The sequence below is a fragment of the Thermoflexus sp. genome, from assembly GCF_042408815.1.
Classification (GTDB): Bacteria; Chloroflexota; Anaerolineae; order Thermoflexales; family Thermoflexaceae; genus Thermoflexus.
On sequence record NZ_JBHOQR010000025.1, the window covers coordinates 128,445 to 142,472 of the forward strand.

14 protein-coding genes and 3 tRNA genes are annotated in these 14,028 nt (G+C 63.4%); 11 read left to right on the forward strand and 6 right to left on the reverse strand.

Translation table 11 applies throughout. The features are described 5' to 3' along the window. The first annotated feature begins 52 nt into the window (after positions 1–52). The 8 genes from ACFMO3_RS08745 to ACFMO3_RS08780 all read left to right on the forward strand — a co-directional run bounded on the left by ACFMO3_RS08745 (position 53) and on the right by ACFMO3_RS08780 (position 4,120). Positions 53–733 (forward strand): PP2C family protein-serine/threonine phosphatase, encoded by a 681-nt coding sequence (locus ACFMO3_RS08745; RefSeq protein ID WP_376790027.1) that lies wholly within the window; start codon positions 53–55, stop codon positions 731–733. Further along, entirely contained in the window at positions 730–2,220 is a 1,491-nt protein-coding gene (locus ACFMO3_RS08750; RefSeq protein ID WP_376790028.1) for a VWA domain-containing protein, read from the forward strand. The genes ACFMO3_RS08745 and ACFMO3_RS08750 overlap by 4 nt, the downstream gene beginning before the upstream one ends. Continuing rightward, positions 2,217–2,714, forward strand: coding sequence for an FHA domain-containing protein (locus ACFMO3_RS08755; protein WP_376790029.1), 498 nt, complete (start codon positions 2,217–2,219; stop codon positions 2,712–2,714). The genes ACFMO3_RS08750 and ACFMO3_RS08755 overlap by 4 nt, the downstream gene beginning before the upstream one ends. Positions 2,715–2,784: 70 nt before the next feature. Further along, positions 2,785–3,030 carry a hypothetical protein gene (locus tag ACFMO3_RS08760; RefSeq protein ID WP_376790030.1) on the forward strand — a complete coding sequence of 82 codons (246 nt, stop codon included), beginning with the start codon at positions 2,785–2,787 and terminating at the stop codon, positions 3,028–3,030. Position 3,031: 1 nt separating this feature from the next. Then, positions 3,032–3,805, forward strand: coding sequence for a response regulator transcription factor (locus ACFMO3_RS08765; RefSeq protein ID WP_376790031.1), 774 nt, complete (start codon positions 3,032–3,034; stop codon positions 3,803–3,805). Between the two features lie 42 nt (positions 3,806–3,847). Continuing rightward, positions 3,848–3,922 (forward strand) — tRNA-Pro (locus ACFMO3_RS08770). Positions 3,923–3,928: 6 nt separating this feature from the next. Beyond that, a tRNA-Gly gene (locus ACFMO3_RS08775) sits at positions 3,929–4,001 on the forward strand. Between the two features lie 47 nt (positions 4,002–4,048). Continuing rightward, a tRNA-Ile gene (locus ACFMO3_RS08780) sits at positions 4,049–4,120 on the forward strand. A 496-nt stretch (positions 4,121–4,616) separates the two neighbouring features. On the opposite strand, the gene ACFMO3_RS08785 is transcribed toward ACFMO3_RS08780, so the two are convergent. Together ACFMO3_RS08785 and ACFMO3_RS08790 are read right to left on the reverse strand one after the other, a co-directional pair. After that, entirely contained in the window at positions 4,617–4,799 is a 183-nt protein-coding gene (locus ACFMO3_RS08785) for a hypothetical protein (RefSeq protein ID WP_376790032.1), read from the reverse strand. Positions 4,800–4,856: 57 nt separating this feature from the next. Beyond that, entirely contained in the window at positions 4,857–5,072 is a 216-nt protein-coding gene (locus tag ACFMO3_RS08790; RefSeq protein WP_376790033.1) for a hypothetical protein, read from the reverse strand. A 257-nt stretch (positions 5,073–5,329) separates the two neighbouring features. On the opposite strand from ACFMO3_RS08790, the gene ACFMO3_RS08795 reads away from it, so the two are divergent. Further along, positions 5,330–7,042 (forward strand): long-chain fatty acid--CoA ligase, encoded by a 1,713-nt coding sequence (locus ACFMO3_RS08795; protein WP_376790034.1) that lies wholly within the window; start codon positions 5,330–5,332, stop codon positions 7,040–7,042. Positions 7,043–7,180: 138 nt separating this feature from the next. Here the strand turns inward: ACFMO3_RS08795 and ACFMO3_RS08800 are convergent, their stop codons facing one another. The 4 genes from ACFMO3_RS08800 to ACFMO3_RS08815 all read right to left on the reverse strand — a co-directional run bounded on the left by ACFMO3_RS08800 (position 7,181) and on the right by ACFMO3_RS08815 (position 10,861). Beyond that, positions 7,181–8,290 carry an aldo/keto reductase gene (locus tag ACFMO3_RS08800; protein ID WP_376790035.1) on the reverse strand — a complete coding sequence of 370 codons (1,110 nt, stop codon included), beginning with the start codon at positions 8,288–8,290 and terminating at the stop codon, positions 7,181–7,183. 163 nt (positions 8,291–8,453) lie between these two features. Continuing rightward, positions 8,454–8,930 carry a DinB family protein gene (locus ACFMO3_RS08805; RefSeq protein ID WP_376790036.1) on the reverse strand — a complete coding sequence of 159 codons (477 nt, stop codon included), beginning with the start codon at positions 8,928–8,930 and terminating at the stop codon, positions 8,454–8,456. A gap of 78 nt (positions 8,931–9,008) precedes the next feature. Next, a complete protein-coding gene (locus ACFMO3_RS08810; protein WP_376790037.1) occupies positions 9,009–9,440 on the reverse strand; it encodes a hypothetical protein in 432 nt (143 codons plus the stop codon). A 107-nt stretch (positions 9,441–9,547) separates the two neighbouring features. Beyond that, positions 9,548–10,861, reverse strand: coding sequence for a thymidine phosphorylase (locus ACFMO3_RS08815; RefSeq protein WP_376790038.1), 1,314 nt, complete (start codon positions 10,859–10,861; stop codon positions 9,548–9,550). A gap of 146 nt (positions 10,862–11,007) precedes the next feature. On the opposite strand from ACFMO3_RS08815, the gene ACFMO3_RS08820 reads away from it, so the two are divergent. After that, positions 11,008–12,492, forward strand: coding sequence for an FAD-dependent thymidylate synthase (locus ACFMO3_RS08820; protein ID WP_376790039.1), 1,485 nt, complete (start codon positions 11,008–11,010; stop codon positions 12,490–12,492). 97 nt (positions 12,493–12,589) lie between these two features. Then, the gene (locus tag ACFMO3_RS08825) at positions 12,590–13,969 is read left to right on the forward strand and encodes a dipeptidase (protein WP_376790040.1); all 1,380 of its coding nucleotides are present in this window, start codon (positions 12,590–12,592) and stop codon (positions 13,967–13,969) included. The last annotated feature ends 59 nt before the right edge of the window (positions 13,970–14,028 follow it).

Consider the following 14,028-nt stretch of genomic DNA (forward strand, 5'->3'; position numbering starts at 1 on the left):
GGCTACGGATCCAGGCCTGGTTCGGCCCAGCAATGAGGATGCGATTCTGATCATGCACCTCGGTTACCAGGGCTCCCGGGAGCTGTTGCCCCTGGGTCTGTTCCTGGTCGCGGATGGGATGGGAGGGCATCGGGGGGGCGAACAGGCCAGCGATCTGGCTGTCCGGGAGATCGCCCGTTATCTGACCACCCGCCTTCTGATCCCTCATCTGGCCCATCGGGGCCCGGACCTTCCGGTTAAAGAGTTGCTGGAGGAGGCCTTGCAGGCCGCCAACGCCCAGATCCTCCAGGCGGTGCCGGGAGGCGGGACAACAGTGGTGGGAGCGCTGGTGATCGGAGAGAGCGTGCATCTGATCCATGTGGGAGACAGCCGCGCATATCTGGTCTGGCCGGATCGGCTGGAACAGCTCACGGAGGATCATTCCCTGGTCCAGCGGATGATCTCGTTGAAAGAGCTGAGCGAGGAGGAGGCCGCAGGGGTTCCGCGAAACGTCCTCTATCAGGCGCTGGGGCATCCCAGCCGATTGAATCCGGGCTATCGCCGCGTTTCCCTTCCCCAGGATGCGTGGTTGATGCTGTGCACGGACGGATTGTGGGGGGAGGTGCCGGAGGACCGGATCCTGCAGGTCATCTGGGAAAGCGCCTCCCCGCATGAGGCATGCTACCGGCTGGTTCAGGAAGCGAAGGCCGCGGGCGGCCACGATAACATCTCTGTGATCCTGATCGGGCGATGAGTGTTCACGACGAGTTCGTGGACTACTACGCGATCTTAGGCATCTCCCCCTCTGCGAGTGTGGAGGAGATCAAAAAAGCATACCGGGCGCTGGTGCGGAAGGTCCACCCGGACGTGCGGCCTGAGGTGGGGACCTCTCTGTTGTTCCGCCTGATCCACGAGGCATATTCCGTGCTATCGGATCCGGAGCAGCGGGCGGAATATGACCGGCGCTGGCAGGCGCGTTGGGGAAGCCGGGGAGCATTCCTCCGGTTCCGCCTTCTGTTGAGTCGTCCTTCTCTGCCTGTCCTCTCCACCGCGCAGATTCTCTATGCGCTGCTTACGATAGAGCCCTCTCGGCCTCATCCGATGGCCCGCCAGCCGCTTCATCTCTGTCTGGTGATCGATCGTAGCAATTCGATGAGAGGGGAGCGGCTGGAGCAAGTGAAGGCCGCCGCGCTGGAACTGGCCAGCCAGCTGGGGCCTGATGACCGCCTGGCGGTGGTGGCCTTTCACAATCGGGCAGAGGTGATCTGGCCCTTGAGCCCAGGGGGGGAGCGTCACCGGCTTTCGATGCGGCTGGAAACGCTGAGGGCGGAAGGAGGAACGGAGATTTACCAGGGACTTCTCCTGGGGTTCCAGGAGCTTTTCCGCGCCCGCCAGGCGGGTGTCCATTCCCACCTGATCCTCCTCACGGATGGCCGGACCTACGGGGATGAGGACCGATGCCGGACCCTCGCGGATCAGGCGCGGGAGGTTGGGATCGGCATCAGTGCCTTTGGGATCGGGGAGGACTGGAACGACGCCCTGCTGGATGAGATCGCCGCCCGCAGTGGGGGGGTCTCGGGTTACATTGCCTCGCCGGGAGAGATCCGCCGGCGCTTTCTGGAGCATCTCTCGGGATTACGGAATCGTTACGCGGAGGACGTGCGGCTGATGGTGGAGCCCGCAGAGGGCGTGCTGGTGACTGCCCTGTACCAGGTCACGCCGGAGCTTCGGGTCCCGCCGCGGGAGGATTCCTGTTGGTATCTGGGGGCGTTGCATGCTTCCCGTCCGATTCAAGCGTTGATCGAGTTCACCCTCCCGCCGCTGGAGCCGGGTTTCCTGGAGGTGGCTCGGCTGAGGGCCCAGGTTCGCATTCCGGGGAACCCGCCACACCTCGATGAGGCCGAGTTGTTCATTCAGGCCCATGCTCTCCCCGAGGAGCCGCTGATTCCCTCGCCGCCCGAGCCGGTGCTGGAAGCCTTATCTCGCGTAGTGATCTATCAGATGCAGGAGCAGGCCTGGGTCGATGTTCAGGCTGGGAGATGGGTGGAAGGTGCCCATAAGCTTCAACAAGTGGGCACCCGTTTGCTCGAACTGGGGGCGAAGGACTTGGCGCGGGAAGCGCTGGTGGCGGCCACCCGCCTGCTGCAGGGCCCCTCCGTTTCCAGAAGCCGGCAGCTGGCCTTAAAATACGGGACGCGGATGCTGATGCTTCCGCCGCCCGAGCCGGGAGGGACGCCATGATCGAATGTCCACTATGTGGCCGGAAATATCCCGTCGGCGCGCTGTTCTGCTCGGAATGCGGGGTCTATCTGCTCACCGGTGGGCCGTTGCGCACCGAGCCGCTCCCGGAGGGCGTGTCCCTTCCAGCGGAATGGCCGGCTGAATCCCCTTCAGCGGGGGATGTCGGTCCGCAGCGCCTGGTGCTTCAGGTGCTAAGTTCCGGTCGCCGCGTGGTGCTCCGTCCCGATCAGGAGGTCCTGGTGGGGCGGCTGGATGTGGGCCGGGGGATCTTCCCCCAGGTGGATCTGACGCCCGATGGGGGGCTGGAGGGTGGGGTTTCCCGACGTCACGCGCGTATCTTTTTTCAGGGCGACCGGTTCTATATCGAGGATCTGGGGAGCACGAATGGGACATATCTAAATGGGAGCCGATTGGAGCCCTACACCCCCCATCCGCTGGGGGATGGGGACGAGCTGCGTTTGGGGCAGATCCTCATCCGGGTGGGATTCCTGTAGCCCCGCCATGGCGGATCGTTCGCGGAGCGGGGGGAACACCAGCCTGGTATGGTTGGGAGAGGAGCATGCGATGGGGTATACAATCCTGATCCATCTGGTCAACTCGGATCCGATTCTGGCGGAGGTCGAGCGGCTACCGGAGCCTCAGGATCAGGTCCTGATCTGCACCAACGTCCGTCTCCGGGATGGGAAGGAGGTGCATTACATTGATCCGGAGGCCGTACAGGTGATCATCCCATGGCATCGGATCTCCTTTGTGGAAGTCCTGAGCTCGCGCGAAGAGGTTGAGATCATCAGCTTCGTGCGGGAGCGTTGAGATGGCGCCTGTTCCTATCCGGTCCGAGACGTCGGAGCGCCGGCGGATCCTGATCGTGGATGACGAGGCGCGGGTGCGGCAGTTCATCCGCCTGAACTTAGAACTGGAAGGCTTCGAGGTCTTCGAGGCCTCCAATGGCCTGGAGGCCTTGGAAAAGGTCAAGGAGTTGCTCCCGGACCTGGTGATCCTGGACGTGATGATGCCGGAGCTGGATGGCTTTGAGACCCTGGCCATGATCCGGGAGGTGAGCACGGTCCCGGTGATTATGCTCACCGTTCGGGCGGATGAAGCGGACAAGGTGCGAGGGCTGGAGCTGGGGGCGGATGATTACGTGACCAAACCCTTTTCCCCCCGTGAACTGGTGAGCCGGATCCGGGCGGTCCTGCGGCGGGTGGATACCCCGGCCACGGCCGGGGGAGCGATTCGGATCGATGATTACCTGACCATCGATTTCAACCGCCGGGTGGTCATCGCCGGGGGAAGGGAGATCAAGCTGCGGCCGACGGAGTGGCGGCTGCTGTATCACCTGGTGAATAACGCGGGCCGGACGCTGACCCATGAGAGCTTGCTGGCCAAGGTGTGGGGCTACGAATACCGGGATGAAACCCATTACCTCCGACTGTATATCAACTATCTCCGTCAGAAGATCGAGCCGGACCCCTCGCAGCCGCGCTACATCCTGACCGAGCGAGGGGTGGGATACCGGTTTGTGGATTTCCGGGGTGGGGAGCTGGAGCGGCTCAAGCAGCGGGCGGCGGAGCGTTCCGGGGCTTAACAATGAGGTTCACGCGGCGAACGGTGTGTTATAATTAAATTGCGGGGCGTGGCGCAGCCAGGTTAGCGCACCACGTTTGGGACGTGGGGGTCGTCGGTTCGAATCCGACCGCCCCGACTGCATGCGGGCGTAGCTCAGAGGGTAGAGCGTCTGCCTTCCAAGCAGAAGGTCGCGGGTTCGAGTCCCGTCGCCCGCTCCTGGATCACGCGAAGGCGCTTCCTATGCTCTTTCGTCTTATCCGGTGGGCCCGTAGCTCAACGGCAGAGCAGCCGGCTCATAACCGGTCGGTTGCAGGTTCGAATCCTGCCGGGCCCACAATCTCCTCACGGTTCCCCGTGGGAAGCCGTAAGCCCCTTCCGGGCTCTTCGATTCTGGTCCCTTCGAACAGGGGCGCTCCTTTTCCTGGATCTTTCGCCAAGCGGGGGAGTATCCTGACTTCTGCCAACGCCATACCCATATGCAGGGTATTATCCGTTTGCGCTAAACTAAACCAGGGAGGGTGCTATGCCTTTCGGAACCTTTGTCGATCAAATTCCTAACCCGGTTTTCATCATGATCCACCTCGTCTTCCTCCTTGTCGCCTTGTGGTTTGCATACCAATGTTATCGAAGCAGGTACACGCTTGCCTCCTTCGGTTTTTTGATGTATGCAATCTCACAATTTTCGTATATTTTATACCATATCAATGTCACGGTGATCATGTTTTCTCACACTTTAGCGGAGGTTTTTAATTTCCTGGGATTTGTGAGTTTGTTTATGGCGATGGGCCAGGCCTGGGTGGCCAGTCGGACGAGGCCATAGGGGAGAGGGGTCAAGCGGTGATTTGATTCAAGGCAGATTGCAAATAACGCTGGTAGGTGCTGAGGGAGAGGTCCGGGCGCTCGGCGATCCGCTCCTGAGATCCGAGGGGTTTGATGTAAGTGAAGTGAAGGGCCTGATATTTGTGGGCATCTTTGGGGGAGGCCTGCAGCCGGCGGGCAGCCTCGAGCAGCATTTGGTGAAACCAGTGTTCAGCCAGAGAGGCCGAGCTCTCTCCCTCATAGAGAGCGATCTATCCGAGCAGCTGATGATGTTCCGATGGCGTCGCATGATCATCGATGAAGAATGCGTCCTCAGCAGCCCAGCGGATCCGCAGCTCCACAAAGAAGGGTCGAAGGATCGGATGCCGTCGATGCAAATAGATATACTCGACGAGAAGTCCGAGGCGCGTCGGATCCTGAAGCTCGCTCACAGGAAGATCGCTGGAGGGCAGGGCAAGCGCCCCCACCGCTCCTCCCAGTCGGACGGCCCACGAACCATTGTTGTCGCTCGTTTCGAATTAAACCCTTGAGATTTTTGTTCCTTCTATCTATACTCAGGCGGAGCGATGGGGAGCGAGACTGTGACTGCTTTTATGTTATCAAGGCTTCGGAGAGCGGTCAGCCTTTTGGCGAAGTTCCGGCTGGGGAGATCGATTGAGGCGTGCTAGCGGAGGAGCCGGAAATGCATTATCATTGAGGGCGAATCAGGCTTAGGAGGTGCTCCATGGAGCGACCCTGGTATCGTTTTTATGACCCGCGCACCCCCCGTTCTTTAACGTATCCCCCCATTCCCTTCTTCCGCTTCCTGGAGGATTCCGCTCAGCGGTTCCCCGATCGTCCGGCTCTGATCTTTAAGCCTGCTCATCCAGGGTTTGCGGGGAGCGCCATGACCTATCGGGAGCTCAACGAGCTCTCCGACCGCCTGGCGGCCGCGCTCTACCATGAGCTGGGGGTGCGGAAGGGCGATCGGGTGGCCATGATTATGCCCAACATCCCCCAGTTTGTCATTGCCTATTTCGCGATCCAGAAGATCGGTGGCATCGTGGTCGCCACGAACCCGATCTACACCCCCCGGGAGCTGGAATATCAGCTGGCGGACTCCGGGGCGACTTTGGCGATCGTCCTCAGCCGGATCTACGAGCGGGTGAAGTCGGTTCAACCCCGTACCTCGGTGCGCCGGGTGGTGGCCGTTCACATCAAGGAATATATGAGTCCGCTCCTTCGGATCCTCTACACACTGACCCGGGAGCGCAAGGAAGGGGATCGAGTGATGTTGCGGGATGACGACGTGTGGTTCCAGGATCTGTTGCGGCGTTATCGGCCAGACCAGCGGCCGGCGGTGGATGTGGGGCCGGAGGATGTGGCGATCTTCCAGTATACGGGTGGGACCACCGGCCTCTCGAAGGGGGCTGTGGCTCTCCATCGTAATATTGTCGCCAATGTCCTCCAAGTTCGGGCGTGGGATCCGGAGATCCGGGAGGGCCAGGAGGTGGTCATGGGGGCTCTGCCCCTCTTCCATGCCTACGGAATGATCGTGGCCATGGGTCTGGCCATGCAGTGCGGCGCCACCCTGGTTCTGGTGCCGAACCCGCGGGATCTCCCCACCCTCCTGGATGGGCTACAGCGCTATCGGGTGACCATGTTCCCGGGGGTGCCGACCCTATACAACGCCATCAATAACCATCCGGATGTCAAGGCCGGCAAATACAATCTGCGCACCATCCGAGTGTGCATCTCCGGCGCCGCGCCGCTGCTTCTGGAGATCAAACGCCGCTTCGAGGAGATCACCGGGGCGAAGCTGGTGGAGGGCTATGGTCTCTCGGAGGCGCCTACGGCCACCCATTGCAATCCGCTCTATGGTGTGAACAAAGAGGGCAGCATCGGTATCCCCCTTCCCGACGTGGACGCGAAGATCGTCAGCCTGGAGGATGGGGTGACGGAGCTGCCGCCTGGGGAGATCGGAGAGCTGGTCCTCCGGGGCCCACAGGTGTTCCAGGGCTACTGGAACCGGCCGACGGAGACGGAGAACACCCTGCGAGAGGGCTGGCTCTACACGGGCGATATTGCCCGCATGGATGAGGATGGTTATTTCTACATCGTGGATCGGAAGAAGGAAGTGATCAAGCCGGGCGGCTATCAGGTGTGGCCGCGGGAGGTCGAGGAGGTCCTGGCCCAGCATCCCAAGATCAAAGAGGTGGCCGTGGCGGGGATTCCGGACCCTCACCAGGGGGAGGCGGTCAAGGCATGGGTGGTGCTCCACGAGGGTCAGACGGCCACGGTGGAGGAGATCCGGGAATGGTGCCGGGACAAGCTGGCGCCTTACAAGATCCCACGCTTCATCGAGTTCCGAAATGAGCTTCCCAAGAGCATGGTAGGCAAGGTCCTGCGCCGAGTGCTGGTGGAGGAGGAGCGGGCCCGGGGCCAGCCGGCCGAGTAAAAGCGAACCGCTGACGCGGGTGGAGATCGACCTCGTGAGGCGCTGGGTGCCAAGCGTCGACCGATGCCGACGCGAGAATCATCTCCCGGCCGGCGCAGGTCGGCCAGGGGTATGTCGAGGGCCTTCGACACCCAGGCCTTATCGGGAGGTCCTCAGGGCGTTTAGAATGGTCCGTATGGCCTCTGAGGCCATGGGGGGGTGTTGGATCAGGGTGAGGTTGTGCTCCACGTGGACGGCCCGGCTCATGCCGACCAGGGCGGTGGTGATTCCGGGCGTGGAGCGGACGAACTGGAGGGCGCTCTGGGCTTCGGAGAGGCCCTCAGGGAAGAGGCGTCGCAGCCATAGCGGCCAGCTCCGGAGCAGGCGCCCCTGCATCAGGGAGGCGCTGGCCCACACGGTGATCCCCAGGTCCTCCGCCACCTCCAGCACTGTTCCCCATTCCTCGCCCCGCCGCTGGTTCCTCCGGAGGGCCGCCTCCGGCATCGCCAGGTTGTAAGGCAGTTGCACGAACCGGAACCGATGATCCTGCCCGCCGACCTCCCGGGCGATGGCTTCCACCTCTGCCAGGGAGAGCGCCTCCGGCGCAGGCGCCCGGTAGGCCGTCCAGGTGGCGGTCCCGTAGAAGCGAATCCAACCCGCGGCGGCGGCTTCCTCCAGCGCGGCGAAGGCCGCCCGCAGGCGCCTTGGAAACTCCTCCCTGGAGACAGCGGCGAGCTGTTCCTCCGGGTTGTGGATGAAATATACATCAATAGTTTCCAGCCCCAGGTTGCGCCGGCTCTGCTCCAGCTGATGGCGGAGATATCCCGGGGCAATGCAATGGCCGTTGACGAAATCCTCCGGCCGCGCGATCCCAGTCTGCAGGAAGACCTCCTCGATGTAGCGCCGCGGATCCGCTGGCCAGTCCCCTTCATAGGGGACATATCCCCCCTTGGTGGCGATGACCAGCTCCTCCCGGCGGAAACCATGGGCGAACAGGCGGCGAAGGGCCTCGCCCACGCAGCGCTCGCTGCGCTGGAAACGGTAGTTGATCGCCGTGTCGATGACGTTGCACCCGGAGGTCACGGCGCAGACGATGGCCTCCACATACCGGGTGTCGGTCTCCGGGTCGGGGTGGCCCAGATAGGTGCCGATGCCGATGGAGGACAGCCATAGCCCCTGAGCCGGGCGGAAGTGGCCGGGGGCCGCCCGATCCTGAAAACGGGCTCCATAGGCCCGTGTCCCCTCCGACGTTGCCCATCCGGGGATCATCGCGGATCTCCTGGGGAGGGGGACTTTCAGGAACTGGGAGAGAAAGAATTTCCCCCTCTCTCCTTCCCCCCGCCCTTTGAGCCTCGGGGAAAGGGCAGAAAATGGGCCGGGATGGCCCGCTCCCTCCCGCTCTTCGGGAAATTCAGCGGCGGTAACGCCTGTCCTATGATTCAAGGGCCCGCCGCAGCTCGGCTGCGTGCTCCCGCTCGTGATTCCCCAGATGATAAAACATCTGCTCCACCGTCATCATCGCTCCGATGGCGTGCTGGCCTTCGACGTCCAGCTGCTCTTCCCTCAGGGAATCGAGGAGCTGGAGCAGGGCCTGGCGGGAGGCCTCCAGATCCTTCAGGATCTCCTCGACGCGCTGGTTCTCCCGCTTCTGAACCTGGCGCTCGTTCCAGAAGTCCAGGTTGAAGCCCTCGGGCATATAGCGTTCCCCGGCCAACACCCGCTGGATGCGGGACATCTGGCCGATCTCCGCCGCGGCCAGATGGGCCAGGACCTGACGGGCGGTCCACTTTCCGTGTTCGCCCTGGACCGGCTTCTCCCAATCGGATTCCTTTAGTTGGGAGACGACCGCCAGCACTTCTGCTCGCGTCTGCTCCAGATGGGTTCGGATCGCTGCTTTGCGATCGCTCATAGATGCCTCCTGGTGGTTTGTGGGATGGCCGGAAAAATGGCGGACATGCGGGATCGTCCCTTGGGGGCGTAGCGAGGGCTAACGCCGGTTGATGCGGCGCCTACCGGCGAGAGCGGATTCCGGCTTCCGGGATGGCTCCGTGGCCATCCAGAGGAGCTCGGCGCCGAACAGCATGGTCCCGAACAGGAGGAGCCAGTCCCATCGTAACGCGCGCTGGAGGAAGAGCATGGCGAGGGCGGATGCCCACAGCGCCCCCCATCCGCTACGCCGCCAGACCCGCTCCAGCATCCGCCGGAGGTTATTTTCATCGAGCCCCCCCGTGTTGAAGCGTCGATGGAGGAATGCCACAGGGAACCAAAGCATTCCCCATGTGGCCAGTCCCAGCCCGATGGTGACCAGCAGGCGGGCCGGCGACTGGTCTGGATACAGCCGCCAGATCGTGAATATCACCAGCGTCCAGCCCAGGGCGATGGCGCTCAGGGCCAGTAGGGCATGGCGTTGTCGCGTCATAGTCTCCTTTTTCCTGAAAGGATCTCGTCCGGCTCCTGGGCTCTGCGGGAAGTGGGATAGTCCTAAGAGCTCCCGGAAGGAGCCTGCAGCGAGCCGGTTTCGATCCCTCATTCCACGTTGGAGATGGTCTCATAGATATGGGGGAACGGAGGGACAGGCGTCTCCTGAATGCGCACGGCACGGGCCAGCCAGCGCTCTGCTTCCGTTAGGCGCTCTTCATCGTTTGCGTGCACGGTGAAGAGCGGCTCTCCCTGACGCACGAAATCCCCCACCTTCCGATGCACCAGGATCCCAACAGCGGGATCTACGGGCTCTCCCTTCTTCATTCGCCCGGCGCCTAGGGCGACGGATGCCATGCCGATTTCATAGGCCCGCACCTCCGCCAGGTAACCCTCCGCCGGGGCCGGGATCTCGCGAATCAGCCGGGCGCGCGGAAGCTGCTCGGGATCCTCAATTTGGCGGAGATCTCCCCCCTGGGCGGCGACGAGGGCTCGGAATTTGGCCCAGGCCGCTCCGGAGGCGAGGATGGCTTCCGCCTGCCGGCGCCCTTCCTCCAGATGGGCCACGCACCCGCCCAGATACAGCATATGGGCTGCGATGATCAGGCAGTGCTCCCGAAAATCCGGAGGCCCATCATCTTGAAGGGTGGCGATGGCCTCCTTCACCTCCAGAGCGTTGCCCACTGCTTCCCCCAGGGGCTGGTTCATATCCGAAATCACCGCCACCACGCGGCGCTGCAGCGCGGTGCCGATCTCGACCATCTGCCGAGCGAGGGCGCGGGCCTGATCCAAGGTCTTCATGAAAGCGCCGTTGCCGACCTTCACATCTAGGACGATGGCGTCAGCTCCCACAGCGATCTTCTTGCTCATGATGGAGGCGGCGATCAGCGGGATACTGGGGACTGTTCCAGTGACATCCCGCAGGGCGTAGAATTGGCCATCGGCAGGGGCCAGATCCGCGGATTGCCCGCAGAGGACCGCGCCGACCCGGCGCAGCTGTTCCCGGAACTCTTCCACGGTGAGCTCCACTCGAAACCCTCGAATGGATTCGAGCTTATCGATGGTTCCCCCGGTGAACGAAAGGCCGCGGCCGCTCATCTTGCCCACCGGGAGGCCGGCGGCGGCCACCAGGGGCACCACTACCAGGCTCACCTTGTCCCCCACGCCGCCGGTGGAGTGCTTATCGACCACCACCGGGGCGATGTCGTGGAGATCCAGCACCCGTCCCGAGTAGGCCATGGCCAGGGTGAGCTCTGCCGTCTCGCGGGGCGTCATGCCCTGGAAGTAAACTGCCATCAGAAAGGCGGCCGCCTGATAGTCCGGGATCTCCCCGCGGGTGAATCCTTCGACGAAAAACCGGATTTCCTCCGGCGTGAGCTCATGTCCGTCCCGCTTCTTTTCGATAATAGCGACAGCGCGCATGGGAGGCCTCGCGGAAGGGGATCTCCGATTTCTATCTTAACCCACGTCTGGCCGTATCAGGCAACCCGGTTTGTTTCGTTTGCCATCATCCGGGTTCGTGGGCAGAATCAGCGGAGGAGTGAGGGCATTGCCCAGGGGGTGGAGGGATGGGGGAGAGAAGGATCTACCTGTTGGATCCGCGGCGGTATCGCCCCGAGGTCATCGCGGTGGCCTTCGCGAAGACCAGCCGCAGCCCGGAGCCCTTCGATGCGATCGCCGAGAGCCTCAGCGAGGAAACCGCCTCGCAGTTCCACGAAAAATGGGTCGTCGGCTATGGCCATGCTTCAGTGGCGGAGCACGCCGTTCTTCATATCGCTTTCGAGAATATCTCTCGCCTGGCCGCCGAGGCCATCGAGGGGGTCCGTCTGGCTTCCTTCACGGAGAAATCCACCCGTTTTCAGGTCCTGGACCGGGGATCGTTCTATGTGCCGCCGGAGATCGCTGCCTCTCCCTTCCGGGACGCCTACTGTGCGGTGGTGGGGCAGCTTTTCGAGACCTATCACGCCGCCCTGGAGCCGGTTGGGCGGGTGGTGGAGGCGTGGTTCCCGCGCCGTCCTGAGGAGAGCGAGAAGGCGTATCGCACCCGATTGCGCATCCGGGCGATGGATGTCTGCCGGTATCTGTTGCCCACCGCCACCCTGACCAACATCGGGATGACCGTCAACGCCCGGGCCCTGGAGCACGGGCTCCGCAAATGGCTCTCGCATCCCCTCGAGGAGGTCCGCGAGATCGCCCGCGCGGTGAAAGCCGCGGCCCTTCAGGAAGTCCCCACCCTACTCAAATACGCAGAGCCAAATGCGTATTTGCAGCACAGCACAGCCCGCTTGCGGGAGTGGGCGCAGGCTCTCCCGGAGGGCCCGGTTCCCATGGATGGGGTCCGCCTGGTGTCCTGGGATCCAGAGGCGGAGGTTCGGCTGATCGCCGCCTGCGTGTATCGATTTCGAGCGGTGAGCTTCGAGGAGGCCCTGGCGTGGGCGCGGGGGCTCCGTCCGGAGGACCGGCAGAGGATCCTGGAGGATGCCCTGGGCGGCCGAAGTCCCTTTGATATCCCGGTGCGGGAGCTGGAGCACATTGTGTATACCTTTGACTGCCTGATGGACGAAGGGGCCTATTACGATCTCAAGCGCCATCGGATGATGACCCAGACCCCTCAGGCCCTGACGGCCGCCTACGGCTACGCGATCCCGCGGGCTGTGGAAGAAGCGGGGATAGGGGCGCGATATCGGGCTGCGGTCGAGAGGGCGATGGCGTTGTGGGAGGCGATGCGACCGGTTGTCGGTGAGGCGGCGGCCTACGTGCTGCCGAACGCAGTCTACCGGCGGGTGCTGATGACCATGAACCTGCGGGAGGCTTATCATCTATGCCGGCTGCGGGGCGGGCCCAACGGCCATTTCGCCTACCGCTACATCGCCATGCGGATCTATGAGGCGATCCGTGCGGTGCATCCCACGCTGGCGGCCTATATGGGATGTGAGGGTTATCCTTCCTCCGAGGAGATCGCTGCCCAGTTCGGGGGTGTTGCGTATCAACGGGAAGCCCGGGCGTGTGAAGGTCGAAGGGCTCCGGCTCTTCCCGGGGGTTCCGGGTCCTGAGGGGCTATCCGAGGCGGCCCTGGCCCCCCATCCCCGGGGATCCACCGCCCGGCTTCTGGGGTGCGGTTCCCACAATTTCTTCAATGGGGAGGCGTCCATGTCCGATCCACGCCTTCAAGCGCTGGAATATGTGCGGCGGAACCGGGATCGGTTCCTGGAGGATCTGAAGGAATTCCTTCGGATCCCCTCGGTCTCTACGGATCCGGCCCATCATGCCGATGTCCGGCGGGCTGCGGAATGGGTGGCCGATCGGCTGCGGGAGGCCGGGGTGGAGCGTGTGGAGGTCCTTGCCCCTGGGGGGCATCCTGTGGTTTACGGGGAAGCTCATGCAGAGCGGCCGGAGGCTCCGACGGTCCTGGTCTACGGCCATTACGATGTGCAGCCGCCTGATCCGTTGGATCTGTGGGAGAGTGGGCCCTTCGAGCCGACGGTGCGGGGCGAGAACCTTTACGCCCGGGGCGCTTCGGATATGAAAGGGCAGGTGATGGCCTCCATCGCGGCTTTTGAGGCTGTCGCTCACTCCGGCCCTCTTCCGGTTCACGTGAAGTTTCTGATCGAAGGGGAGGAGGAGATCGGCTCCCCCAGCCTGCCGGCCTTCATCGAGCGGAACCGGGAACGCCTGCAGTGCACGGTCTCCCTGAACCCGGATGCCGGGATGATCGCGCCGGATCTGCCGACGATTACCTACGGACTGCGGGGCCTGGCCTACTTTGAGCTGCGGGTTTACGGGCCGGCCCATGATCTGCACTCCGGCCTCTACGGCGGCGTGGTGCACAACCCGGCGCAGGCCCTCTGCGAGCTCATCGCCGGCATGCACGACGCGGAGGGCCGGGTGACGCTCCCGGGGTTCTATGATCGGGTGCGCCCTTTGACGGATGAAGAACGGGCGGAGCTGGCCCGACTGCCGATGGATGAGCGCTTCTATCTGGAGATGACCGGGGCACCCGCCCTGTGGGGGGAGACCGGTTATACCCCGATCGAGCGCATCGGCGCGCGGCCCACGCTGGAGGTGAACGGTCTCCTCGCTGGGTTCACCGGCCCGGGAGCGAAGACGGTGTTGCCGGCTTATGCGATGGCCAAGATCTCCATGCGGCTGGTGCCGGATCAGGATCCGGAGGAGGTCTACCAGCAGTTGTTGCGCTACCTGGAATCCCATGCCCCGAAAACCGTGCGCTGGGAAGTGCTCCGCATGGCGGGGGTGCGGGCCTCCCTGACCGACCGGAACCATCCGGCGGTGCAGGCTCTGAGCCGCGCCCTGGAAGCCGTATGGGGTCGACGCCCTCTGTTCAAGCGGGAGGGGGGAACCATTCCCATCGTCACTCAGCTCAAGGAGATCCTGGGGGTGGAATCGGTGCTGACCGGCTTCGGGTTGCCCGATGATCACTACCACGCCCCGAATGAGAAGCTGCACTTGCCCACCTGGTCTCGGGGGATCGAGGCGCTGGTGCATTTCTTTTATAACTATGGGGAGCGATGAAACGAGGGGCGGCCCCGCATCCGCACCCGAGGGTGGCCTGCCGCCCCAACCCGCGTCGC